The sequence below is a fragment of the Nocardioides limicola genome (genome assembly GCF_016827675.1).
GTDB lineage: Bacteria > Actinomycetota > Actinomycetes > Propionibacteriales > Nocardioidaceae > Nocardioides > Nocardioides limicola.
The window spans coordinates 38815-61339 of sequence record NZ_JAERJA010000008.1 but is presented as its reverse complement, the minus strand read 5'-3'; the positions used below and the strand labels follow the sequence as shown (position 1 = coordinate 61339).

Sequence of the window (22525 nt, the reverse complement as noted above, 5' to 3'; positions counted from 1 at the left end):
GCACCGGGTGGTCTCAATGAGGTGTCGTCAGTGGGTGGTGTCGAGGACGTCGATGCGCACGGACCGGGCATCGGCCACCACGGCATCGAGCACGTCGCGACGGGGATCCGGCACGGCGTGGAAGTCCTCGAGCGGGTCGGGAAGGTCGCGCAGCCGGGCGTCGCGCAGCACCGCGGCCACTGCTTGCCTGTCGCCACCCGTCACCAGGAGTTCGACGCCGGTGCCCAGAATCCGCGCCGCATGGTCTGCCGCAGCGCCGAAGGCGTCCCTGGCCTGGTTCTCCCGGCGCCGCGCGAAACGCTGTTGGGACTGCCCGCCGGCCTTGCTGCGGCCCTGCACGTGTCGGCGCCCGACCTTGGACTCGACCACCCGACCGTCGGCGACGCGCGCCACCGCGAAGCCTCCCTTGCGCACCAGCAGCACACCCCAGGTCGCCGGCTCCCTGGCCTCGGCCAGCAAAGCGTCCGCCTGCGCCGGCCCGTCGTAGGGTCTCCCGAACGGGAGCCGGATCCTGAACGTGGAGCCGTCCTCGGCACCGCCCACCAGCGCACCGTCCGCAACGGTCAGCCCAGTGTCGCCGTGGCGGCGTTCGAAGTTCGCCACCCAGCGGTCGACCCGTGCGAGCGGCACCAGGACCTGAGGCACTCCTTGACCGTAGCGTGCCGGGTGGACCACGCTGGAGTCATGGCGGCTCCCACCCTCGCGACCCTGCCCCCGGACATGTTCGACACGGTGCTCTGCGTGGCTGCGCATCCGGACGACCTGGAGTACGGCGCATCTGCCGCGGTAGCCACCTGGACTGACGCGGGCACGAAGGTGCATTACCTGATGCTCACCCGCGGGGAGGCGGGCATCGACGCGATGGCACCCGCCGAGACGGCGCTGTTGCGCAGCGAGGAGCAGGTGCTGGCGGCACGGGAGGTCGGAGTCGACGACGTCGAGTTCCTGGACCATCCCGACGGCGTTCTGGAGTACGGCGTGGCCCTGCGCCGCGACATCGCGCGCACCATCCGGCGAGTCCGTCCGGACGCCGTGGTGGTGGGCGCGTGGGAGGTGGAGTTCATGGGTGGGCTCAACCAGGCTGACCATCGGGTCGCCGGGATGGTCACCATCGACGCGGTCCGCGACGCCGGCAACCGGTGGGTGTTCACCGACCTGATCGATGAGGGCCTGCAACCGCACTCGCCGCGCTGGGTGCTGGTCGCGGGGCACGACTCACCCACACATGGCGTCGCGCTCTCCCCCACCGCACTCGCCGCGGGCGTCCGGTCCCTGGAAGCCCACGCCGGCTACCTGGCGGCACTCCCCTGGCACCCGCCACCGAGTGAACTGGTGCCCTGGCTGGCCGAGGCCGGCGGCCCGGCGCTCGGCGCCGAGGCAGCCACGCTGTTCAAGGTCTACGACCTTCAGGCCCCGCCGGGCAGTTAGTCGCCGATCCCCAGCACGCTCAGACGTTGAAGCCGAGCGCCCGCAACTGCTCGCGACCGTCGTCGGTGATCTTGTCCGGCCCCCACGGCGGCATCCACACCCAGTTGATGACCACATCGTTGACCAGACCCTCCAGGGCGGAGTTGGTCTGATCGGTGATCACGTCGGTGAGCGGGCAGGCCGCCGAGGTGAGGGTCATGTCCAGGACCAGGTTCGACGACGCATCGAGGTGCACGTCGTACACCAAACCGAGGTCGACGACGTTGATGCCGAGTTCGGGGTCGACGACGTCCTTCATCGCCTCGGTGACGTCCGCAGCGGTGACGGTCGTGCCGGGCGCATCCACATCCACGTCCGGCAGGTCGCTGTGGTCGGGGGTCGGGGTGTTCTCGGTCATTGCTTCTCCTTGGTCTCCACGGGCTCGACCGCCGAAGTCGCGGCCGCCGAGGCGGTCGCGTCCTTCCAGGCCATCCACGACAAAAGGGCGCACTTCACGCGCGCCGGGAACTTGGCCACTCCAGCGAACGCGATGCCGTCCTCGAGCACGTCCTCGTCGGGCTCCACCTGGCCCTTGCCCTGCATCAGGGTGAGGAACACTTCGTGGATGCCCATCGCCTCTTCGACGCTGCGACCGATCAGCAGGTCGGTCATCACCGAGGTGGACGCCTGCGAGATCGAGCAGCCGACCGCGTCGTAGGAGATGTCGACGACCTTCCCATCGGTCACGTGCACCCGCAGCGTCACCTCGTCCCCACAGGTCGGGTTGACGTGGTGCACCTCGGCCTCGAACGGCTCCCGCAGGCCAGCATTGAGGGGGTGCTTGTAGTGGTCGAGGATGATCTCCTGGTACAGGCTGTCCAGATCCGGTGTCGTCGCGCTCATCGTCATCCCAACTTGAAGTACGAGCGGGTGTATTCCAGCCCGTCGACCAGGGCGTCGATCTCGGCCGGAGTGGTGTAGATGTACGACGACATCCGGGTGGAGCTCTGCACTCCGAACCGGGCGTGAGCCGGCTTGGCGCAATGGTGACCGGCGCGGACCGCGATGCCGCGAGAGTCCAGCACCTGGGCGATGTCATGAGGGTGGACCCCGTCGACCTCGAATGAGATCGCCCCGCCCCGGCCGGTCGCCTCACGCGGGCCGAGCACGGTCAGCCCCGGGACGGTGGCCAGCCCCTCCAGGGCGTACGCCGTGATGGTCTGTTCGTGGCGGTGCACCTGGTCCATGCCGATGTGGCCCAGATAGTCCACGGCGGCACCGAGTCCGATCGCCTCCGCGATCGGCGGGGTCCCGGCCTCGAACCTGTGCGGGATCGGGGCATAGGTGGACTTCGCCATGGTGACCGTGGCGATCATCTCGCCGCCGCCCAGGAAGGGAGGCAGCGCCTCGAGGACCTCACGTCGTCCCCAGAGCACGCCGATGCCGGTCGGACCGACCACCTTGTGGCCGGTGAAGGCGAGCAGGTCGGCCCCGCAGGCCTCCACGTCCACCGGGAGTTGCGGCACTGCCTGCGAGGCGTCCACCACCACCAGCGCACCGACCTGGTGGGCCCGGTCGGCGATCATCCGGACCGGGTTGATGGTGCCGAGCATGTTCGACACCCAGGTCAGCGAGACCACCTTGGTGCGCTCGTTGATCAGCTCGTCGATGGTGGACAGATCCAGGAGCCCGTCATCGGTGAGGCCGAACCAGCGCAGCGTGGCGCCGGTGCGTTCGCAGAGCAGCTGCCACGGCACGATGTTGGAGTGGTGCTCCATCTCGGTGATCAGCACCTCGTCGCCGGGGCCGACCTGATGCGGGCCCGCCCAGGCGAGGGTGTTGGCAGCCAGGTTCAGCGCCTCGGAGGCGTTCTTGGTGAAGATGGTCTGCTCGGCCGAGGCACCGATGAACGCGGCCACCTTGCCGCGAGCAGCCTCGAACGCCTCGGTCGCCTCCGCACCCAACTGATGCATGGCCCGGGCGATGTTGGCGTTGTGCCGCTCCAGGTGGTCGACCATCGTGTCGATCACCACCTGCGGCTTCTGCGAGGTGTTCGCGCTGTCGAGGTAGACCAGCGGCTGCCCGCCCGCGAGCGTCCGCTGCAGGATCGGGAAGTCCTTGCGGATCACCTCGAGTTCGGGGAGCAGGCCCTCCATGGTCAGACCGCCGCAGCCTTCAGGAAACGCTCGTAACCCTCGGCCTCGAGCTGGTCGGCCAGCTCCGGGCCACCCTCCTCGGCGATCTTGCCGTCCACGAAGACGTGCACGAAGTCCGGCTTGATGTAGCGCAGGATCCGGGTGTAGTGGGTGATCAGCAGGACACCCTTCTCGCCGCCCTCGGCGAACCGGTTGACGCCGTCGGAGACCGTCTTGAGGGCGTCGATGTCGAGCCCGGAGTCGGTCTCGTCGAGGATCGCCATCTTGGGGGCGAGCAGCTCCAGCTGAGCGATCTCGTGGCGCTTCTTCTCGCCACCGGAGAAGCCCTCGTTGACCGACCGCTGGGCGAAGGTGGTGTCCAGGTCGAGGTCCTCCAGAGCCGCGTTGACCTCCTTGACCCAGGTGCGCAGCTTCGGCGCCTCACCGTCGATGGCGGTCTTCGCGGTGCGCAGGAAGTTGGAGACCGACACGCCGGGCACCTCGACCGGGTACTGCATCGCCAGGAACAGGCCGGCGCGGGCACGCTCGTCGACGGACATCGCCAACACGTCCTCGCCGTCGAGGGTCACCGAGCCACCGGTGACCGCGTACCGGGGGTGGCCGGCGATCGAGTAGGCCAGCGTGGACTTGCCGGAGCCGTTCGGGCCCATGATGGCGTGCGTCTCGCCGGAGTTGATGGTCAGCGTGACGCCCTTGAGGATCTCCTTGGGGCCGTCCTCGGTCTCGACCGAGACGTGCAGATCGATGATCTCCAGCTTGCTCATGTGGGGGTGACTCCGTTCAGGGTGGTGGTGGTGTCGACGTACACGGCCGCATCGCGGACCTCGACGGCGAAGGTCGCGACCGGCTCGGTCGCAGGAAAGGTGGTGGGCTTGCCGGTGCGCAGGTCGAAGGTCGATCCGTGCAGCCAGCATTCGATCGCACAGCCGGAGACCTCCCCCTCGGAGAGCTCCACGGCGGCGTGCGAGCAGAGGTTCTGCAGCGCGTAGAAGTCGTCGCCGCAGCGGGCGACCACGATCTCGTACTCGCCGACGGTGACCGCCAAGCCCTCATCGACCGGCACGTCGTCGGTGGCGCAGGCGCGGGTGAAGGACATCAGATGAGGCCCTTCAGCACGTTCTTGGCCAGCTCCGCCTCGACGGTCGCGGCGAGCTTCTCCTCCAGTTCGGGCAGTTCGATCTGCCGGATCAGGTCGGTGAAGAAGCCGTGCACGACCAGGCGCCGGGCCTCGGCCTCGCTGATCCCCCGGCTGCGCAGGTAGAAGAGCTGCTCGTCGTCGAACCTGCCGGTGGCCGAGGCGTGCCCGGCACCAGCGATCTCGCCGGTCTCGATCTCCAGGTTGGGCACCGAGTCGGCGCGGGCGCCGTCGGTGAGCACCAGGTTGCGGTTCTCCTCGTAGGTCTCGATCCCCTCGGCGACCTTGCGGATCAGCACGTTGCCGATCCACACGGTGTGCGCTCCGTCGCCCTGCAGGGCGCCCTTGTAGACCACGTGTGACTTCGTCTTCGGGGCGGTGTGGTCGACGAACAGCCGGTGCTCGATGTGCTGACCGGCGTCGGCGAAGTAGAGGCCGAGCATGTTCACCGAACCGCCGGGGCCGGCGTACTCGGTGCTGGTGTCGTGGCGGACCACGTCGCCACCGAAGGAGACGGCGACATGCTTGAGGTCCGCGTCGCGGCCGACCAGGGCGTGGTGGGTGGCGTGGTGCACCGCGTCGTCGTCCCAGTCCTGGAGGGTGACCAGGGTGAGGTGGGCGCCATCGCCGAGGATGATCTCGACGTTCTCGGCCAACGTCGCGGAGCCGACGAAGGTGAGCACCACGGTCGCCTTCGCGTGCGCGCCGACCCGGACCACCACGTGGCCCGCGACGGCGGACTCGCCACCGGTGCCGGTGAAGGTGACGTTCGTGGCACCGGTCTCGAGTTCGGCCGGTACGTCGACCAGGAAGACGTTCCGGGCCGCGGCCCAGGCGCGAGCGCTGACCCGATCCCGCGGGATCAGGCCGGAGCGGCCCCGGAGCTCGTGGTCGGCACCGACCGTCTCCGCGCGCACCCCGTCGGCGGCGACGACGTCGACGGTGAACCCGTCCCCATCCAGAGGCGCATCGGCGTGGATGCCGTGCAGGCGCTTCAGCGGGGTGAAGCGCCAGACCTCCTCACGTCCGGTCGGTACGGCGTGGTCGGCCAGGTCGAACGAGCCCTCGGGGTGCAGGTGGGATTCCACCTTGTCGAGCTCGAGCGCGTTGGAGACACTCTCAGCAGTCACAGTCACAATCAGTCTTTCCTTCACAGTCCGCGGCAGGTCAGCGTGACGTTCCCTGCCGCGGCGGGGCGTCGGGGCGAGTGGTCCGGCCTCAGCCGACCGCGCCCTCCATCTGCAGTTCGATGAGCCGGTTGAGCTCGAGGGCATACTCCATCGGCAGTTCCTTGGCGATCGGCTCGACGAAGCCGCGCACGATCATCGCCATCGCCTCGTCCTCGGCCATCCCGCGCGACATCAGGTAGAACAACTGGTCGTCGGAGACCTTCGAGACGCTCGCCTCGTGGCCCATCGACACGTCGTCCTCTCGGATGTCGACGTACGGGTAGGTGTCGGAGCGGCTGATCTGGTCGACCAGCAGTGCGTCGCAGAGCACGTTGGACTTGGAGCCGTGGGCGCCCTCGTTGATCTGGATCAGGCCGCGGTACGACGTCCGTCCGCCACCGCGGGCCACCGACTTGCTCAGGATCGAGCTCGAGGTGTGCGGGGCGGCATGCACCATCTTGGCGCCGGCGTCCTGGTGCTGGCCCTCGCCCGCGAACGCGATGGAGAGGGTCTCGCCCTTGGCGTGCTCACCCATCAGGTAGACGGCCGGGTACTTCATCGTCACCTTCGAGCCGATGTTGCCGTCGACCCACTCCATGGTCGCGCCGGCCTCACAGACGGCCCGCTTGGTGACCAGGTTGTAGACGTTGTTGGACCAGTTCTGGATGGTCGTGTAGCGGCACCGACCGCCCTTCTTGACGATGATCTCCACGACCGCGGAGTGCAGCGAGTCCGAGGAGTAGATCGGCGCGGTGCAGCCCTCGACGTAGTGCACGTAGGCGTCCTCGTCGACGATGATCAGGGTGCGCTCGAACTGGCCCATGTTCTCGGTGTTGATCCGGAAGTAGGCCTGCAGCGGGATGTCCACGTGGACGCCCTTGGGGACGTAGATGAACGAGCCGCCGGACCAGACGGCGGTGTTGAGCGCGGCGAACTTGTTGTCGCCGACCGGGATCACGGTGCCGAAGTACTCCTGGAAGAGCTCCGGCTGCTCCTTGAGCGCCGTGTCGGTGTCGAGGAAGAGCACGCCCTGCTCCTCGAGGTCCTCGCGGATCGAGTGGTAGACGACCTCGGACTCGTACTGCGCGGCGACACCGGAGACCAGGCGCTGCTTCTCCGCCTCGGGGATGCCCAGCTTGTCGTAGGTGTTCTTGATGTCCTCGGGGAGGTCGTCCCAGGTCTGGGCCTGCTTCTCGCTGGAGCGGACGAAGTACTTGATGTTGTCGAAGTCGATGCCCGAGAGGTCGGAGCCCCAGTTGGGCATGGGCTTGCGGTCGAAGAGCTTCAGGCCCTTCAGGCGGAGGTCGAGCATCCACTGCGGCTCGGACTTCTTCGACGAGATGTCGCGCACGACCTCGTCGCTGAGCCCACGCTTCGCAGTGGCTCCGGCAACGTCGGAGTCGGCCCAGCCGAACTCGTAGCGGCCGATGCCCTTGAGCTCGGGGTTCAGGTCCTCGATGCTCGGTGACACGTGGTCGGTGGTGGGGGTCGTCATGCTGACGCTCCGTCCTTGTCGGTGCTGTGCGCGTGGTCAGGGATGCAGGTGGTGCAGACACCGTCGCCGTGGGCGATGGTGGCAAGTCGTTGCACATGGGTGCCGAGCACCTGCGCGAAGGCCTCGGTCTCGGCCTCGCAGATCTCGGGGAACTCGTGGGCGACGTGGGCGACCGGGCAGTGCTGCTGACACAACTGCTCGGCCATCGGCAGCGTCCGGACGCTGGCGGCGTACCCGCCGTCGGTCAGCACCCGGGCCAGGGCCTCGGCCGAGGTCAGTCCCGGGTTGGCGCTGGCCACGGTGGCGTAGTCGCGCTCGATGAACGCGACCCGGCGTCGGGCGAAGGCCAGCACCGCGTCGTCTCCGCCGGTCTCACGGAGGAACCGCAGCGCCTCGGTGGCCAGGTCGTCGTAGGCCTGCTCGAACTGGTCTCGGCCGGCGTCGGTGAGCTTGAAGACCCGGGCAGGTCGGCCGCGACGACGTTCGGTGAGGACCCGGCGATCGTCCTCGACGACCAGTCCCTCAGCCAGAAGGTGGTCCAGGTGTCGGCGCACCGCGGCCGGGGTCAAGGCCAGGTCGGCAGCGATCTCGGCGGCCGTGGACGGGCCGTGCTCGAGCACCATCCGGGCCACCCGGGCACGGGTCGGCGCATCGCCCTCGGCCGCGGCCGAGGCGACTCCGGAGACGTTCCGCGCCATTTCCACAACACAAGTGTGACGTTAATGGTGTCCCCGCTTCAAGTAAGGCCACCCTAACCGTTCGCCCCTCGGGCAGCGTCGGGGGCGCCAGGACGCCCTCCTAGACTGCTCCGGTGCCCAGCCACCCCCCCTCCACGCCCGATCCGGGCCAGTCCGCCGCCGTGGAGGTGGAGGACCTGGTGATGCGGTACGGCGACAAGGTAGCCGTCGACGGATTGTCCATGCGGGTTGAGCGGGGCACCATCACCGCCGTGCTCGGACCCAACGGAGCCGGCAAGACCACCACCCTGGAGACCTGCGAGGGATACCGCCGCCCCCGGTCCGGGCGGGTTCGGGTGCTCGGGCTGGATCCGGTCACCCAGCGCAAGCAACTGTTGCCCCGGATCGGCGTGATGCTCCAGGACGGCGGCGCCTGGTCCGGGGTCCGGGCGGTGGAGATGCTCGAACACATCGCCGCCCTGCACGCCCACCCGCTGCCGGTGCCGATGCTGGTCGAGCGACTCGGCCTCGGCGACTGCGGACGCACCCCCTACCGCCGGCTGTCCGGCGGGCAGCAGCAGCGTCTCGGACTGGCGATGGCGGTGGTCGGCAGGCCGGAACTGCTGTTCGTGGACGAGCCGACCGCAGGGATGGACCCGGCTGCCCGCCGAAACACCTGGGAACTCCTCTCCCAGATGCGGGCCGACGGGGTGACCATCGTGCTCACCACCCACTACCTGGAGGAGGCAGAACGCCTCGCCGACCAGGTGCACGTGCTCGACCGGGGCCGAGTGATCGCCAGCGGTACGCCGTACGAACTCACCGCCGGCGGTGAGTCGACGATCCGACTGGTGGTCACCGAACCCTTCCCGCCCGACGCCCCGCAACTGCTCGCCACCGACCTCGGCAGCGGCGTCGAGGTGACCCCCATCAACGCCCGCAGCCTGCTGATCAGCGGTCAGGCCGATGCCTCCACGTTGTCGGTGGTCTCGGCCTGGTGTGAGCAGCACGGCATCCTGCCCGAGTCCCTGACCCTGGGCCGGCGCACCCTCGAGGACGTCTTCTTGCAGTTGACCGGCCGGGAGTTCGAGGAGGCCGACCGATGACCTTCACCCCGGCCCCCGGCTCTGCCCCATTCCTGCGACAGGTGCGCGCCCAGTCCGCCATGGAGGTCCGGCTGCTGCTGCGCAACGGTGAGCAGTTGCTCCTCGCCGCGGTGATCCCGGTGCTCGCCCTGGTGGCCGGAGTCTTCGGAGCCCGCCGACTGGACCTCTCCTTCGACCACGATCCGGTCGACGTGCTCGCGCCCGGCGTACTCGCCCTGGCGATCATGTCCACCGCCTTCGCCTCACTGGCGATCGCCACCGGCTTCGAGCGACGCTACGGTCTGCTGAAGCGACTCGGCTCCTCTCCCCTGCCCCGCACCGGCCTGCTGGCCGGCAAGGTGGTGGCGCTGCTCTGCGTGCAGGCGGCGCAGTGCCTGGTCGTCGGCGCGGTCGCCGTCGGCCTCGGATGGCGACCCGGCAGCGCCACCGGTGTCGCGCTGGCCGTCGTGGCCGCCCTGTTGGGCACCGCCGCCTTCGGATCCCTCGGTCTGGCCCTGGCCGGCGCGGTGCGGGCCGAGGCCACCCTGGCGATCGCCAACCTGGTCTATCTGCTGCTGATGGCCGGCGGGGCCGTGGTGTTGCCCCGGGACAGCTACGGCGCCGCCGCCGGGGTCCTCCAGGTGCTCCCCTCGGCCGCCCTCGGGGACGCCTTCCGCGCCGCCCTGATCGACGGCCGCCCGGACCTGGTGGCCTGGGCCGTGCTCGCCGGTTGGGCGGTGCTGGGCACCCTGTTGGCGTCTCGATTCTTCAAGTGGGAGTAGCGATGAACCGTGCCCTCGTCCCGTTGGCCTGGGCCAACCTGGCCGCCAACATCGGCATCGTCGTCACCGGCGGCGCAGTCCGCCTGACCGCCTCCGGGCTGGGCTGCCCGACCTGGCCGCGATGCACGGAGGACTCCTACGTGCCGGTCGCCGAGATGGGCATCCACGGGGTGATCGAGTTCGGCAACCGGCTGCTCACCTTCGTGCTGGCCGCGGTCGCCCTGCTGACCTTCCTGGCCGTCTGGCGGGCCGGGCGACGACGGGCCACCAGGTTGGCTCTGGTGATCGGGCTCGGCATCCCGGCGCAGGCGCTGCTCGGCGGCCTGACCGTGCTCACCAATCTCAACCCGTGGGTCGTCGCGTTCCACTTCCTGGTGTCGATGGCGATCATCGGCGTCTGCGTGATGCTCCTGGACGAGTTGCGCGGGCCGGACCGGCCGGCGGCGCCGGAGCGGGTACGTCGATTGGCCTGGCTGGTCTTCGGCGCCGGCTGGCTGGTGCTCTACCTGGGCACCGTGGTCACCGGCGCCGGGCCGCACGCCGGCGACGCCGACGCACCCCGCAGCGGTCTGGACACCCAGCTGACCTCGCAGGTGCACGCACTCAGCGTCTACCTGCTGCTGGCGGTGACGCTGGGGATGCTGGCCCTGTCCCGTCGGCACCGGCTGTCGGTGGCGGTCCGGGCCACGGCGGCGCTGCTGGTGTTGATCTTCGCCCAGGGGGCGATCGGCTACTGGCAGTACTTCACCGGCCTCCCGGAACTCCTGGTCGGCCTGCACATGTTCGGTGCCGCGCTGACGTCGGCGGCCCTCGCCTGGGTGGTGCTGAGCACCTTCGCCCACGAGTGAGGGGGCGCTGGGGCTGGCACTGCTCAGGGTTCGAAGAGATCGAGTGTCACAGCCTCGATCTGTGCCTGATCGTTGACGAAGAGGTCAACCGTGAACCATTGCAGGCATGAGTCGATGTCCTCGTCGACCGGCTGCAGGGACACCCGCAGATGGTCCGCGTATCCCGGGGGCGGGGCGACCGGCGGACCCACGCAATGGGGGTGGGAGCCGACGGAGGTCTCCAGGCTCCAGCCTCGCTGGAGGGCGTCCCGGAGTACGTCGAGCGCGCTGAACGAACCGGACCGGGCCCGGAACTCGTCGTCCTCGATCACCCAGGCCGACCGGTCGGCGACCTCATCGATGGCCAGGGTCCGGATCAGCTCGCGACCGAGGCCGATCGCCACCGTGTCCGCGAACAGCCGCGTCGCCGCCGGGCTCGAGGGCGCTTCCGCGAACTCGGCCAGGTTGGCGGCGATCACCTCGGCCAGTTGGGTGTCCGGAGCCTCGGGAGTGGCTGGCCCACCGACCCCGAGGATCTCCAGGTGGTCGGCCCCCCGCCAATCTGCCGCCGTGTCGAGGAGTTGCCACTCCAGCAGGCCGGATCGCTGCGACGGAGCGTCGCCCGGGACCTCGAGCTCCATGGCGTAGGCGCGCTGCTCACCGGGTCGCAGGGTCGGCTGTGCGTCGCAGTTGAGCCGGTAGCGCTCCTGCACCCCTTCCCAGACGGTCTGGTTGTTGATGTCCACGCCGGTCAGCCGCTGCGTGTAGCCACCACACGGACGCAGGTCGACCGTGGTCTCCCCACGGTTGGTGAGCGTGACGACGTACTTCAATGTTTCGCCGGCGCGAGCGGATTCGGGGAGAGCCACCGTCGCGGAGAGGAAGTCCCATCGAACCGGTTCCTCGGTCAGGAAGGGTGGCGTCGCCTCCTCCGGCAGCGGTGCCCACGGCTCGAAGTCGGTGCGGCTGCTCCACGGCACCAGCTCGACAGAGTCCGGCACCTCGGTCACAGGACCGATCGGTTCGTGCTGCGCGCCGCCACCGAGCAGTGTCACGGAGACTCCGACCAGCACCGCGACGGAGGCCGCGACCGCAGCGAGCGCGCCGACGGTGCGGTTGCGTCGACGCACGGCTGCGCGTCGTCGTACGTCGGTCAAGGCGTCCTCGACCGAGCCGCCGACCTTGCCACCCTGACGCATCGCCCGGGCGAGTTCATCCTGGAAGCCGTCCACGGTCCACCTCCTCGGTGTCGTTGTCGGTGAGTGCCGCGCGGAGATTCACCATCGCCTTCGCCGTCTGGCTCTTGACCGTTCCTTCCGAGCACCCCATGTACGACGCCACCTCGGCGACCGGCAGGTCCTGGTAGAACCGCAGCGCGATCACCGTCCGCTGGCGAGCCGGGAGGCGTCGTACTGCTGCCAGGAGCACCATCGCCCGTTCGACCTCAGGCTCCGGGTGTCCGTCCGCGGGATCGACCGATGCCAGCCGCGCCTTCTCGTGGGCGCGCCGGCGCCAGGTGCTGATGTTCCGGTTCACCATGGCCCGCCGCACGAACCCTTCGGGGTCGCCCTTCGACTCCACTCGGTCCCAGGCGAGCAACGTGCTCGCCAACGCATCGTGGACCAGATCGGCAGCGTCCTCGGGGCTCGCGGTGAGCGCACGCCCGAAGCCGAGCAGCGCACGGTAGCGCGCGCGCACGAACGCCTCGAACGCCTCCGGTTCGCGCGTGTCCACCCGGCGCCTCCTCACGGCCTGGGCCTATCCCCCATTGCAGCACTCACACCAGAGGACGCGCAGCCCGACCGTTCGGTTGCCCGAGGTGCCGAAAACCACCCGCCCGACGATCAGAAGGCGAGGAGCGGATCCAGCGCCACCGCCACGAACAGCAGCGACAAGTAGAGGTTCGAGTGGTGGAAGAGCCGCATCGGGCGGATGTCGTTGAGGGCGTCGCTGCGCTTGGTGCGACCCCACATCCGGTGCGCCTCGACGAGGAACACCACGCCCAGCAGCCCGGCCACGATCGGGTAGAAGTTGCCGGTGCCGGCGACCGGCCACAGCAGCAGCGAGGTGGCCACCATCACCCACGAGTAGGCCACGATCTGGGCGCCGACGACGGCCGCCGGCTTGACCACCGGCAGCATCGGCACCGACACCTGGGCGTAGTCCTCGCGGTAGCGCAACGCCAACGCCCACGTGTGCGGTGGCGTCCAGAAGAAGACCACCATGAACAGGATCACCGGCGGCCAGGCCAGCTCACCGGTCACCGCGGTCCAGCCGATCAGGGCCGGGAAGCACCCCGCCAGGCCGCCCCAGACGATGTTCTGGGTGGTACGCCGCTTCAGCAGCATCGTGTACACGAAGACGTAGAACGCGTTCGCGCCCACCGCCAACCCGGCCGAGAGCGGGTTCACCCACACCCACAGGATGACCGTGGACAGCACCGCGAGCACGGTCGCGAACACCAGCGCCGAGGCAGGCGAGACGATGTGCCGGGGCAGCGCCCGCCGCCGGGTGCGCCGCATCTGCTCGTCGATGTCCCGGTCGTAGACGCAGTTGTAGGCAGACGCCGAGCCCGCGGAGAGGGTGCCGCCGATCACAGTGGCGACCACCAGCCCCAGGGGTGGCACCCCGCGCGCCGCGAAGAACATCACCGGGACCGTGGTGAGCAGCAGCAACTCGATCACTCGCGGCTTGGTGAGGCCGACGTAGGCCATCACCACGTCACGCAGGGTCGCCGGCTCGTCGGCAGGGGTGGAGCGGTCCGGCTGCTCGGGGGCAGCGTGGGCCGGTTGGCCGACGTACGTCACTGGGGAAACCTCGGGATCGGCGGAGCCGAGGGACGCCGTGGGGGCGTCCACTCGTGGCAGTGCGGGGTCGAGTCTATCGCCGTACCTCGGTAGGCTCTCACCGAGCGCGGTCGAGTGGACAGCGCCGTTGATCACACCCCCCGGAGGAAGCCGCGTGAGCACACTGGACTGGACCGATCTCGACGCCCTGGCGGTGGACACCTGCCGGGTGCTCGCGATGGACTCGGTGCAGAAGGTCGGCAATGGACACCCCGGCACTGCGATGAGCCTGGCGCCGGTCGCCTACCTGCTCTTCCAGAAGCGGATGAAGCACAACCCCGCCGACCCGACCTGGCTGGGCCGGGACCGGTTCGTGCTGTCCGCCGGACACTCCAGCATCACGCTCTACACGCAACTCTTCCTCGGTGGCTTCGGGCTCGAACTCGAGGACCTGCAGTCGCTGCGCACCTGGGGCAGCAAGACGCCGGGCCACCCCGAGCACGGGCACACCGCGGGGGTGGAGACCACCACCGGCCCCCTCGGCCAGGGTGTCGCCAACGCGGTCGGGATGGCGATGGCGGCCCGCCGCGAACGCGGCCTGCTGGATCCCGACGCCGAGAGCAGCCCCTTCGACCACCGGATCTACGTGATCGCCTCCGACGGCGACCTGCAGGAAGGCGTCAGCGCCGAGGCCTCCTCGATCGCCGGCCACCAGCAGCTCGGCAACCTGACCGTCATCTACGACGCCAACCAGATCTCCATCGAGGGTGACACCGACATCGCCTTCACCGAGGACGTCGCCAAGCGCTACGAGGCCTACGGCTGGCACGTGCAGACCGTCGACTGGACCAACGACGGCGCCGAGTACGTCGAGGACGTCGACGCGGTCTGGCGCGCCCTGGACGCCGCGGATGCGGCGACCGACAAGCCCAGCCTGATCGTGCTGCGCACCGTCATCGCCTGGCCTGCCCCCCAGGCCCAGAACACCGCCAAGTCGCACGGCTCCGCTCTCGGCGCCGACGAGGTCGCCGCCACCAAGAAGGTGCTCGGCTTCGACCCCGAGGCGCACTTCGAGGTGCCGGACAAGGTCCTGGCGCACACCCGCGCGCTGGTTGATCGGGGCACGGTCGCCCAGGCCGACTGGGACGCCGAGGTGGCCCGTTGGGCAGCCGCGAACCCCGCCGGCAAGGAGCTGCTGGACCGGTTGTCCACCCGCACCTTGCCGCTCGGCTGGGATGCCGACCTGCCGGCGTACGAGACCGGCGGATCGGTCGCCACCCGGAAGGCGTCCGGCGAGGTGCTCTCGGCGATCGCCGGACACCTGCCGGAACTGTGGGGCGGCAGCGCCGACCTGGCCGACTCCAACAACACCACCCCGGCCGGCGAGCCCTCGTTCATCCCGGCCGAACGCTCCGGCGACTACTACACCGGCCACCCCTACGGCCGCGTGCTGCACTTCGGCATCCGCGAACACGCGATGGGCTCGATCATGAACGGGGTCGCGCTGCACGGCGGCACCCGGATCTACGGCGGCACCTTCCTGGTCTTCTCCGACTACATGCGTCCGCCGGTCCGGCTCGCTGCGCTGATGGGGCTGCCGGTCACCTACGTGTGGACCCACGACTCCATCGGACTGGGTGAGGACGGCCCCACCCACCAGCCGGTCGAGCACCTGGCCGCCCTGCGGGCGATCCCCGGCCTGGACGTGGTGCGCCCGGCCGACGGCAACGAGACCGTCGCGGCCTGGCGCACCGTGCTGGGCCACACCGACAGGCCGGCCGGTCTGTGCCTGACCCGGCAGAACGTGCCCACCTTCCCCCGCGGCACCGACGCGGAGGGCCAGACCTGGGGCAGCGCCGACGACGTCGCCAAGGGCGGCTACGTGCTGATCGACGCCGCCGATCGTGAGCCCGACGTGGTGCTGATCGGGACCGGCTCGGAGGTGCAACTCGCCGTCGAGGCGCGGGCGCGGCTCGCCACCGAGGGGATCGCTGCCCGCGTGGTGTCGATGCCCTGCCGGGAGTGGTTCGACGCCCAGGACCAGGCGTGGCGCGACTCGGTGCTGCCGCCGTCGGTGAAGGCCAGGGTGAGCGTCGAGGCGGGGATCAGCCAGGGATGGCGCGACATCGTCGGCGACGCGGGTCGCAGCGTCTCCCTGGAACACTTCGGCGCCTCGGCCGACTACGCCACCATCTACCGCGAGTTCGGGATCACCGCCGAGGCCGTGGTGACTGCCGCCAAAGAGAGCATCCAGGGGTTGTCCGGCCACTGAACCGGAGCGACCCACGCGCCCCCACCAGGGCCAGAGCAGAGGGAGATCCATGTCGGACCGTTTGTCACAGTTGAGCAGGGCCGGGGTGTCCATCTGGCTCGATGACCTGTCCCGGGAGCGGATCGAGACCGGCAACCTCGCCGCGCTGATCGCCGACAGTTCGGTGGTGGGGGTGACCACCAATCCGTCGATCTTCGCCGCCGCGTTGGCCTCGGGCGCCCGCTACGACGAGCAGGTTCGCGCCCTGGCGGCGGCCGGCACCGACGTCGAGGAGGCGGTCTTCGAACTGACCACCACCGACGTGCGGAACGCCTGCGACCAACTGCGCTCCGTCTTCGACGCGACCGGCGGCGTCGACGGGCGGGTCTCGATCGAGGTCTCCCCCGAACTGGCTCACGACGGCGACGGCACCCTGAGCCAGGCCAAGGAACTCTGGGCAGCGGTGGACCGGGAGAACCTGTTCATCAAGATCCCGGCGACCGAGGCCGGACTGCCCGCGATCACCGCAACGCTGGCCGCGGGGATCAGCGTCAACGTGACGCTGATCTTCGGCCTGGACCGCTATCGGCAGGTCCTGGAGGCGCATGCGCGCGGCATCGAGCAGGCCCTGGCGGCCGGCCACGATGTCTCGGGCATCCAGTCGGTGGCGTCGTTCTTCGTGTCCCGGGTGGACACCGAGATCGACAACCGGCTCGACAAGATCGGTGGCGACACCGCCGGCGAACTGAAGGGCCTGGCCGGGGTGGCCAACGCCCGGCTCGCCCATCAGCTGTTCGCCGACTTCGTCGACAGCGAGCGTTGGCGGTCACTGGCCGACGCCGGAGCTGCGGCGCAGCGGCCGCTCTGGGCGTCCACGGGCGTCAAGAACCCGGCGTACTCGGACACGATGTATGTCACCGACCTGGCCGTGTCCGGCACCGTGAACACGATGCCGCAGGCCACCCTGGACGCCTTCGCCGACCACGGCGAGGTGCTCGGGGACCAGGTCACCGGCTACTACGAGCACGCGGCGCAGGTGATGGCCGACCTGGCTGCCGTCGGCGTCGACTACGACGACGTGATCGCGGTGCTCGAGGCCGAGGGGGTCGACAAGTTCATCGCCTCCTGGCGAGATCTCCTGGCGACGGTCTCCGACCAGCTCGCCGGAGCCGACGCGTGACACCGAACCAGGTCACCGCGCCCGGCGTGGAGATGCTGTTCGGCTATCCCGACGAGGGAGCCTATGTCGGTGCGGTGCAGCGGCTGGTGGACGACTCGGTCGCCAGCCGGACCGCGGCCGGGGACCCGACCCTGTGGGGGCCCGCAGCCGAGGCCGAGGCTGCCCTGAGGCTGGGCTGGACGTCCCTGCCGGACACCTCCCGACCGTTGGTCGCCCAGATCGCGGCGCTGCGGGCGGAGTTGCTCGCTGAGGGCCTGGACCGGGTGGTGCTCTGCGGCATGGGCGGCTCATCCCTGGCGCCGGAGGTGATCTGCGCAGCGGCGCAGGTCGAGCTGACGGTGCTGGACTCGTCGCATCCGGACGCGGTCCGGGCTGCGCTCAGCGACCGGCTCGACCGCACCGTCGTCGTGGTGTCCAGCAAGTCCGGCGGCACGGTGGAGACCGACAGCCAGTGGCGCGCGTTCGCCGAGGCGTTCCGCAGCGCCGGCTGGGACCCGGCCCGGCGCATCGTGATGGTCACCGACCCGGGTTCCCCCCTGCACGCGAGCGCGACCGAGGCCGGGCATCGGGTGTTCGAGGCCGATCCCATGGTGGGCGGCCGCTACTCCGCCCTCACCGCGTTCGGCCTGGTGCCGTCCGGGCTGGCCGGGGTGGACCTGGACCGGCTTCTCGACGAGGCCGCGTCGGTGCGGGCACGTCTCGAGTCCGACAGCGCGGAGAACCCCGGCGTGCGGCTTGGCGCCCTCCTCGGCGCTGCCGCCCTGCACGGCGTGGACAAGCTGGTGCTGGCCGACGCCGGATCCCCCTACCCGGGGCTGGGCGACTGGGTGGAGCAGCTGGTCGCGGAGTCGACCGGCAAGGAAGGGCGAGGCATCGCCCCGGTGGTGGTGGAGAGCGTCTCGGCGCCCGGTTTCACCCCCAGCAGCACCGACGGCGTCCTGGTCACCTACGGCCCCGACTTCGTCTTCGACACGGTGCGACCCGCCTCCGGCTGGGGCGCGACCGTGGACGCCGGGCTGGGCGCCCAGTTCCTGATCTGGGAGTACGCCACCGTGCACGCGTCGCGGCTGCTCGGGGTGAACCCGTTCGACCAACCCGACGTGGAGAGCGCCAAGGCTGCCGCCAGGGAGCTCCTCGACCATGCGGGCACGCCCGCGGACCCCGCCTTCGTCGACGGGTCCGTCGCGATCCACGGGCAGCCGGCCTGGCTGGGCTCTGCGGACACCGTCGAGGACGCCGTGCTCGCCCTGCTGGCGCAGTTGGACTCCCAGCGGGGCTACCTCGCCGTGCAGGCCTACCTGCCCTCGACACGTGATTCCCGGGTGGCGGGGACCCGTGCCGCGCTGGCCCGGCGTACCGGCCGGCCGGTCACCTTCGGCTGGGGGCCACGGTTCCTGCACTCCACCGGCCAGTACCACAAGGGCGGACCGCACACCGGGGTCTTCCTGCAGCTCACCGGTCTGGTCGAGGAGGAACTGTCGATCCCGGGCCGGGAGTTCAGCTTCGGGGACTTCATCGCCGCCCAGGCGGCCGGCGATGCCGCGGTGCTGACCGATCAGGGTCGGCCGGTGCTCCGACTGCAGATCGCGGACCAGTCCGGACTGGAGCGAGTGTTGGAGGTGCTGTCATGACCGACGACGTGCGGGTGCTCGACTCGCCGAGCGAGGTGGCCGAGGCGGTGTCGACGGCGCTGATCGCTCGGCTGGCCGCCGTCCAGTCCTCGGGGCGCACTCCGTCGGTGGTGCTCACCGGTGGCACCGTGGCGTCCCTGGTGCACCGAGCGGTGGCCGCGTCGGTGGACGGTCTGGATGTGGATTGGCATGACGTCGACTTCTGGTTCGGTGACGAACGCTACGTCGACTCCTGGAGCGAGGACCGCAACGCCGGCCAGGCCCGGCGCGACCTCCTCGACCACGTGGACGCCGACCCGCGGCGGGTGCACGAGATGCCTGCCGCCGACTCCGGGTTGACCCTGGACGAGGCGTCGGCCGCCTATGCCGATGAGATCCGCGCCCACGCACCGGACGGGTTCGACCTGGTGATGCTGGGGGTCGGCCCCGATGGCCACGTCGCCTCGCTGTTCCCCGGCTTCCCCCAACTCGTCGCCGACGGCGAGACGGTGCCCGTGACCGACTCCCCCAAGCCCCCGCCGGAACGGATCAGCCTCACCTTCGCCGCACTGAACCGGACCCCCGCTGTCTGGTTCCTGGTCACCGGTGCGGCCAAGGCGGCCGCGGTCGCGGCAGCACGTGCCTCCGGGGCCGACATCGGCGAGGTGCCGGCTGCCGGCGTCCGGGCTGCTGAGACGATCTGGTGGCTCGACTCCGAGGCGGCCACCGACCACTGACGTCCGCTGGTCGCGTCAGGCTCAGACGACGCGGTGCATCCAGCCGAAGGTGTCCTCGGCGCGACCGTACTGGATGTCCACCAGCGCCTGCCTGATCCGTGTGGTCACCGGCCCGGCCTCGGCCACCTCGGGGGTGGCTCCTCCGTCCCACTTGAGGCTGCCCACCGGCGTGACCACGGCAGCGGTGCCACAGGCGAAGACCTCGGTGATCTCGCCGCTGGTGACGCCGTCGCGCCATTCGTCGACGTCGATCCTGCGCTCGGTCACCTCGTGGCCGAGCTTGCCTGCCAGCTCGATGATCGCCGAGCGGGTGATGCCCTCGAGGATGGTGCCGGTGGCCGGGGTGACGATGGACCCGTCGGCGTGCACGAAGTACATGTTCATCCCGCCGAGCTCCTCGACGTACCGTCCCTCGGCCGCGTCCAGGAAGACGACCTGGTCACAGCCGTGGGAGGTGGCCTCCTGCTGGGCGACCAGGGAGCTCGCGTAGTTGCCGCCGGTCTTGGCGGCACCCATCCCACCGCGGCCAGCGCGGGTGTACTCGGTGGTCAGCCACAGGGTCACGGGCTTGAGCCCGCCGGCGAAGTAGGAGCCGGCGGGGCTGGCGATCACCATGAAGGTGACGTGTTGACTGGGGCGCACACCCAGGAACTTCTCCGAGGCGAACATGAACGGCCGCAGGTAGAGGCTCTTCTCCCCCGCCCCGTCCGGAACCCACCGATGGTCGACGGCGACCAGCGCTTCGACGGCGGCCAAGAAGTCCGGCACCTCCAGCACCGGGAGCGCCAGCCGATGCGACGAGCGCACCATCCGAGCCGCGTTCTCCTCGGGCCGGAACAGCCAGATCGAGTCGTCCTCGTGCCGGTAGGCCTTCATCCCCTCGAAGGTCTCCTGGGCGTAGTGCAGCACCGCGGTGGCCGGGTCCAGGGTGAGCGGCCCGTACGGCGTCACCCGGGCGTCGTACCACCCGCGTTCGGGGGTCCACTCCACCGTCACCATGTGATCGGTGAAGTGGGTCCCGAAACCGGGGGCGGCCAGGATCTCAGCGAGTTGCTGCTCGGCCACCGGCGTGGTGGTGAGCGTGGTCTGGAACTCCATGGCGCCCAACGTAGTCCTCTCCTGGTCAGCCGGCGACGATCGCCGCGATGGCGTCGCCGACCTCGGCGGTGGTGCGGGTCGTTCCGGGGGTGCGTCGAGTCAGGTCGGTGAGCACCGCCTGCTCGATCCGCTGGGCCTCCTCGGTCCGACCGAGGTGGTCCAGGAGCAGGCTGGCCGACAGGATCGCCGCGGTCGGGTCGGCCTTCTGCTGGCCGGCGATGTCGGGGGCGGAGCCGTGCACGGGCTCGAACATCGACGGCGCGGTCCGGTCGGGGTTGACGTTGCCGGAGGCCGCCAGCCCGATGCCACCGGTGATCGCCGCGGCCAGGTCGGTGATGATGTCGCCGAACAGGTTGTCGGTGACGATCACGTCGAAGCGACCGGGGTCGGTGGTCATGAAGATCATCGCCGCGTCGATGTGCATGTAGTCGACGGTCACCTCCGGGTACTCCTCGGCGACCTTCTGGAACAGCCGCCACCAGACCGCGCCGGCATGCACGAGCACGTTGGTCTTGTGCACCAGGGTGAGCTTCTGACGTGGACGACGCTGGGCGCGGGCGAACGCGTCCCGGACCACCCGCTCGACACCGAAGGCGGTGTTGACCGAGACCTCGGTGGCCACCTCGGCGGGCGTTCCCACCCGCAGGGCGCCGCCGTTGCCGGTGTAGGGCCCCTCGGTGCCCTCACGGACGACCACGAAGTCGATGCCGTCCTTGATCACGGCCTCGGTCAGCGGCGAGGTGGCGCCGGGGAAGAGTCGCGACGGACGCAGGTTCACGTAGTGGTCGAGCTCGAACCGCAGCTTCAGCAGCAGGCCACGCTCCAGGATCCCCGGAGGCAGGTTCGGGTCGTTGGGCTTGCCGCCGACGGCACCGAGCAGGATCGCGTCGGCGCCGCGCAGTTCGTCCAGGACGCTCTGCGGCAACACCTCGCCGGTGGCCAGGTAGCGCTCGGCACCGAGGTCGTAGCGGGTCTGCTCGAACTTGGTGTCGGTGGCTGCTTCGAGGACCTTGAGGGCTTCGGTGGTCACCTCGGGTCCGATGCCGTCGCCGGGGATGACGGCGAGCTGAACGGTTGCGTCGTTGGTCATGGACAACGAGATTAGTTGTCGTCCGGCCGCAGGCCGTCGTTGTCTCGCTGGTCAATCGCGGCCTGGGTGGCCTCGACGCTGTGGGGGTTCTCCGGATTGTGGTTGGCCGGACCCCACTCGGTCGGGTCGAACATGGAGGGGTGGGTGGCGGTGATGGTGAACATGCGCGATACCTCATGCGTGGACGGCGGCTGTCCTGGACTGCCGGTCAGTGGATGGAGGAGTAGTGAGACCGTCAACGCCGACCACCGCGACGAGGTGGCCTCACTGAGCAGCGTTATCGCTGCTGGGCCTCGCCGCGGCGCTCGATGAGTACGAAGACGCTCCGCATGGTGATCCGACTGTACGCCGCCACGGGTGGTTCGCGCACGCATTTCGGGCGTGTCGCTCATCATGCGAGACATCGGGCCGGTGCAGTGGGGACCGCGACATGCTCAAGCCATGAGCGCGCGCCCTGACCTGCCCGAGGTCGTCGAGCGAGCCTTCGACGTGTCCCGGCAGGCGGGCTACGTCTCCTTCTGCCGCAACGAGACCGGCCGCCTGCTGGCTACGCTGGCGGCCACCCGGGAGGGGTATCTGGCCGAGTTCGGCACCGGGTGCGGGGTGGGCACGGCCTGGCTGCGCTCCGGGATCCGTCCCGGGACCCACATCCTCACCGCCGAACGTGACCCCGGCCTGGCCGAGGGCGCTCAGGAACTCTTCGCCGACGATCCGCGGGTCGAGGTCCTGGCCGCCGACTGGTCGACGCTGCGCGACAAGGGCCCCTACTCGCTGCTCTTCCTCGACGGCGAGTCCCCCGGCGTGGAGGTGGACACGATCGCCGATCTCGTTGAACCGGGCGGCATCGTGGTCCTGGACAACTTCACCCCGTGCAGCCAGTGGCCGCCGCTGACCCTGGGGCGGGTGGACACGTTGCGTGAGCACTGGCTCACCGATGAGCGGTTCGTGGGGGTGGAGATCATGGTGGCCCCGGACTCCTCCGTCATCGTCGCCACCCGCCGCTGAGGGCCTCAGACCCGATGTGAGCGCGGGACCTCGCG

The 22525-nt window shown here is 69.9% G+C and carries 24 protein-coding genes; 9 read left to right on the top strand and 15 right to left on the bottom strand.

Features of this window, described 5'->3' with window-relative positions; genetic code table 11:
- Window positions 1-27 precede the first annotated feature (27 nt).
- The gene (locus JKG67_RS13695; protein ID WP_203337889.1) at window positions 28-645 is read right to left on the bottom strand and encodes an acVLRF1 family peptidyl-tRNA hydrolase; all 618 of its coding nucleotides are present in this window, start codon (window positions 643-645) and stop codon (window positions 28-30) included.
- Window positions 646-684: 39 nt separating this feature from the next.
- Between JKG67_RS13695 and JKG67_RS13690 the strand changes: the two genes are divergently transcribed.
- A complete protein-coding gene (locus JKG67_RS13690) occupies window positions 685-1428 on the top strand; it encodes a PIG-L deacetylase family protein (protein ID WP_203337888.1) in 744 nt (247 codons plus the stop codon).
- A 19-nt stretch (window positions 1429-1447) separates the two neighbouring features.
- Here JKG67_RS13690 and JKG67_RS13685 read toward each other — a convergent pair whose 3' ends face one another.
- The 8 genes from JKG67_RS13685 to JKG67_RS13650 are packed head-to-tail and all read right to left on the bottom strand — an operon-like array spanning window position 1448 to window position 8060.
- Window positions 1448-1825 carry a metal-sulfur cluster assembly factor gene (locus JKG67_RS13685; RefSeq protein ID WP_203337887.1) on the bottom strand — a complete coding sequence of 126 codons (378 nt, stop codon included), beginning with the start codon at window positions 1823-1825 and terminating at the stop codon, window positions 1448-1450.
- The gene (sufU, locus tag JKG67_RS13680; RefSeq protein WP_203337886.1) at window positions 1822-2310 is read right to left on the bottom strand and encodes a Fe-S cluster assembly sulfur transfer protein SufU; all 489 of its coding nucleotides are present in this window, start codon (window positions 2308-2310) and stop codon (window positions 1822-1824) included. The genes JKG67_RS13685 and sufU overlap by 4 nt, the downstream gene beginning before the upstream one ends.
- A 2-nt stretch (window positions 2311-2312) precedes the next feature.
- Window positions 2313-3563, bottom strand: a complete 1251-nt coding sequence (locus JKG67_RS13675) for a cysteine desulfurase (protein ID WP_203337885.1) — start codon at window positions 3561-3563, stop codon at window positions 2313-2315.
- A gap of 2 nt (window positions 3564-3565) precedes the next feature.
- On the bottom strand, window positions 3566-4327 hold the full coding sequence (gene sufC, locus JKG67_RS13670; RefSeq protein WP_203337884.1) for a Fe-S cluster assembly ATPase SufC: 762 nt from the start codon (window positions 4325-4327) through the stop codon (window positions 3566-3568).
- The gene (locus JKG67_RS13665; RefSeq protein ID WP_203337883.1) at window positions 4324-4659 is read right to left on the bottom strand and encodes a non-heme iron oxygenase ferredoxin subunit; all 336 of its coding nucleotides are present in this window, start codon (window positions 4657-4659) and stop codon (window positions 4324-4326) included. The genes sufC and JKG67_RS13665 overlap by 4 nt, the downstream gene beginning before the upstream one ends.
- The gene (sufD, locus tag JKG67_RS13660; protein WP_203337882.1) at window positions 4659-5972 is read right to left on the bottom strand and encodes a Fe-S cluster assembly protein SufD; all 1314 of its coding nucleotides are present in this window, start codon (window positions 5970-5972) and stop codon (window positions 4659-4661) included. Before sufD ends, JKG67_RS13665 begins: the two co-directional genes overlap by 1 nt.
- The gene (gene sufB, locus JKG67_RS13655) at window positions 5917-7362 is read right to left on the bottom strand and encodes a Fe-S cluster assembly protein SufB (RefSeq protein ID WP_203337881.1); all 1446 of its coding nucleotides are present in this window, start codon (window positions 7360-7362) and stop codon (window positions 5917-5919) included. Before sufB ends, sufD begins: the two co-directional genes overlap by 56 nt.
- Window positions 7359-8060 (bottom strand): helix-turn-helix transcriptional regulator, encoded by a 702-nt coding sequence (locus JKG67_RS13650; RefSeq protein WP_203337984.1) that lies wholly within the window; start codon window positions 8058-8060, stop codon window positions 7359-7361. The genes sufB and JKG67_RS13650 overlap by 4 nt, the downstream gene beginning before the upstream one ends.
- Before the next feature lie 113 nt (window positions 8061-8173).
- Here JKG67_RS13650 and JKG67_RS13645 point away from each other — a divergent pair, with 113 nt between their 5' ends.
- From JKG67_RS13645 to JKG67_RS13635, 3 genes are read left to right on the top strand one after another with little or no spacing between them, the layout of a single operon-like run.
- On the top strand, window positions 8174-9145 hold the full coding sequence (locus JKG67_RS13645) for an ABC transporter ATP-binding protein (protein WP_307816566.1): 972 nt from the start codon (window positions 8174-8176) through the stop codon (window positions 9143-9145).
- Window positions 9142-9906, top strand: a complete 765-nt coding sequence (locus JKG67_RS13640) for an ABC transporter permease (protein ID WP_203337880.1) — start codon at window positions 9142-9144, stop codon at window positions 9904-9906. Before JKG67_RS13645 ends, JKG67_RS13640 begins: the two co-directional genes overlap by 4 nt.
- A gap of 2 nt (window positions 9907-9908) precedes the next feature.
- Window positions 9909-10754, top strand: coding sequence for a COX15/CtaA family protein (locus JKG67_RS13635; RefSeq protein WP_203337879.1), 846 nt, complete (start codon window positions 9909-9911; stop codon window positions 10752-10754).
- A gap of 23 nt (window positions 10755-10777) precedes the next feature.
- On the opposite strand, the gene JKG67_RS13630 is transcribed toward JKG67_RS13635, so the two are convergent.
- The 3 genes from JKG67_RS13630 to JKG67_RS13620 form a co-directional block, all read right to left on the bottom strand.
- Window positions 10778-11965: a hypothetical protein gene (locus JKG67_RS13630; protein WP_203337878.1), complete on the bottom strand. Its 1188-nt coding sequence runs from the start codon at window positions 11963-11965 to the stop codon at window positions 10778-10780.
- Window positions 11946-12467 (bottom strand): SigE family RNA polymerase sigma factor, encoded by a 522-nt coding sequence (locus JKG67_RS13625; protein ID WP_203337877.1) that lies wholly within the window; start codon window positions 12465-12467, stop codon window positions 11946-11948. Before JKG67_RS13625 ends, JKG67_RS13630 begins: the two co-directional genes overlap by 20 nt.
- Before the next feature lie 110 nt (window positions 12468-12577).
- Window positions 12578-13540, bottom strand: a complete 963-nt coding sequence (locus JKG67_RS13620; protein WP_307816565.1) for a heme o synthase — start codon at window positions 13538-13540, stop codon at window positions 12578-12580.
- A 217-nt stretch (window positions 13541-13757) separates the two neighbouring features.
- Here JKG67_RS13620 and tkt point away from each other — a divergent pair, with 217 nt between their 5' ends.
- The 4 genes from tkt to pgl are packed head-to-tail and all read left to right on the top strand — an operon-like array spanning window position 13758 to window position 19297.
- Window positions 13758-15791: a transketolase gene (gene tkt / locus JKG67_RS13615; RefSeq protein ID WP_238998464.1), complete on the top strand. Its 2034-nt coding sequence runs from the start codon at window positions 13758-13760 to the stop codon at window positions 15789-15791.
- Between the two features lie 49 nt (window positions 15792-15840).
- Window positions 15841-16950 (top strand): transaldolase, encoded by a 1110-nt coding sequence (tal, locus tag JKG67_RS13610; protein ID WP_203337876.1) that lies wholly within the window; start codon window positions 15841-15843, stop codon window positions 16948-16950.
- The gene (locus JKG67_RS13605) at window positions 16947-18581 is read left to right on the top strand and encodes a phosphoglucose isomerase-related protein (protein ID WP_307816563.1); all 1635 of its coding nucleotides are present in this window, start codon (window positions 16947-16949) and stop codon (window positions 18579-18581) included. The genes tal and JKG67_RS13605 overlap by 4 nt, the downstream gene beginning before the upstream one ends.
- Window positions 18578-19297, top strand: a complete 720-nt coding sequence (gene pgl, locus JKG67_RS13600; protein WP_203337875.1) for a 6-phosphogluconolactonase — start codon at window positions 18578-18580, stop codon at window positions 19295-19297. Before JKG67_RS13605 ends, pgl begins: the two co-directional genes overlap by 4 nt.
- A 21-nt stretch (window positions 19298-19318) precedes the next feature.
- Here pgl and JKG67_RS13595 read toward each other — a convergent pair whose 3' ends face one another.
- From JKG67_RS13595 to JKG67_RS13585, 3 genes are read right to left on the bottom strand one after another with little or no spacing between them, the layout of a single operon-like run.
- Window positions 19319-20395, bottom strand: a complete 1077-nt coding sequence (locus JKG67_RS13595; protein WP_203337874.1) for a branched-chain amino acid aminotransferase — start codon at window positions 20393-20395, stop codon at window positions 19319-19321.
- A 25-nt stretch (window positions 20396-20420) separates the two neighbouring features.
- The gene (locus JKG67_RS13590; RefSeq protein WP_203337873.1) at window positions 20421-21485 is read right to left on the bottom strand and encodes a 3-isopropylmalate dehydrogenase; all 1065 of its coding nucleotides are present in this window, start codon (window positions 21483-21485) and stop codon (window positions 20421-20423) included.
- An 11-nt stretch (window positions 21486-21496) separates the two neighbouring features.
- Window positions 21497-21649: a hypothetical protein gene (locus JKG67_RS13585; protein WP_203337872.1), complete on the bottom strand. Its 153-nt coding sequence runs from the start codon at window positions 21647-21649 to the stop codon at window positions 21497-21499.
- A gap of 277 nt (window positions 21650-21926) precedes the next feature.
- Between JKG67_RS13585 and JKG67_RS13580 the strand changes: the two genes are divergently transcribed.
- Complete coding sequence (locus JKG67_RS13580) at window positions 21927-22490, top strand: O-methyltransferase (protein ID WP_203337871.1); 564 nt, start codon at window positions 21927-21929, stop codon at window positions 22488-22490.
- Window positions 22491-22525 lie beyond the last annotated feature (35 nt).

What these genes read in the sequence shown, in the direction of transcription:
- JKG67_RS13640 (WP_203337880.1), top strand. Translation starts at nt 9,142, where the DNA reads ATGACCTTCACCCCGGCCCCCGGCTCTGCCCCATTCCTGCGACAGGTG.
- JKG67_RS13665 (WP_203337883.1), bottom strand. Translation starts at nt 4,659, where the DNA reads ATGTCCTTCACCCGCGCCTGCGCCACCGACGACGTGCCGGTCGATGAG.
- sufC (WP_203337884.1), bottom strand. Translation starts at nt 4,327, where the DNA reads ATGAGCAAGCTGGAGATCATCGATCTGCACGTCTCGGTCGAGACCGAG.
- JKG67_RS13585 (WP_203337872.1), bottom strand. Translation starts at nt 21,649, where the DNA reads ATGTTCACCATCACCGCCACCCACCCCTCCATGTTCGACCCGACCGAG.
- JKG67_RS13590 (WP_203337873.1), bottom strand. Translation starts at nt 21,485, where the DNA reads ATGACCAACGACGCAACCGTTCAGCTCGCCGTCATCCCCGGCGACGGC.
- JKG67_RS13635 (WP_203337879.1), top strand. Translation starts at nt 9,909, where the DNA reads ATGAACCGTGCCCTCGTCCCGTTGGCCTGGGCCAACCTGGCCGCCAAC.
- sufU (WP_203337886.1), bottom strand. Translation starts at nt 2,310, where the DNA reads ATGAGCGCGACGACACCGGATCTGGACAGCCTGTACCAGGAGATCATC.
- tal (WP_203337876.1), top strand. Translation starts at nt 15,841, where the DNA reads ATGTCGGACCGTTTGTCACAGTTGAGCAGGGCCGGGGTGTCCATCTGG.
- JKG67_RS13595 (WP_203337874.1), bottom strand. Translation starts at nt 20,395, where the DNA reads ATGGAGTTCCAGACCACGCTCACCACCACGCCGGTGGCCGAGCAGCAA.
- JKG67_RS13580 (WP_203337871.1), top strand. Translation starts at nt 21,927, where the DNA reads ATGAGCGCGCGCCCTGACCTGCCCGAGGTCGTCGAGCGAGCCTTCGAC.
- JKG67_RS13650 (WP_203337984.1), bottom strand. Translation starts at nt 8,060, where the DNA reads ATGGCGCGGAACGTCTCCGGAGTCGCCTCGGCCGCGGCCGAGGGCGAT.
- sufD (WP_203337882.1), bottom strand. Translation starts at nt 5,972, where the DNA reads ATGCCCTCGAGCTCAACCGGCTCATCGAACTGCAGATGGAGGGCGCGG.
- tkt (WP_238998464.1), top strand. Translation starts at nt 13,758, where the DNA reads ATGGACTCGGTGCAGAAGGTCGGCAATGGACACCCCGGCACTGCGATG.
- JKG67_RS13675 (WP_203337885.1), bottom strand. Translation starts at nt 3,563, where the DNA reads ATGGAGGGCCTGCTCCCCGAACTCGAGGTGATCCGCAAGGACTTCCCG.
- JKG67_RS13685 (WP_203337887.1), bottom strand. Translation starts at nt 1,825, where the DNA reads ATGACCGAGAACACCCCGACCCCCGACCACAGCGACCTGCCGGACGTG.
- pgl (WP_203337875.1), top strand. Translation starts at nt 18,578, where the DNA reads ATGACCGACGACGTGCGGGTGCTCGACTCGCCGAGCGAGGTGGCCGAG.
- sufB (WP_203337881.1), bottom strand. Translation starts at nt 7,362, where the DNA reads ATGACGACCCCCACCACCGACCACGTGTCACCGAGCATCGAGGACCTG.
- JKG67_RS13690 (WP_203337888.1), top strand. Translation starts at nt 685, where the DNA reads ATGGCGGCTCCCACCCTCGCGACCCTGCCCCCGGACATGTTCGACACG.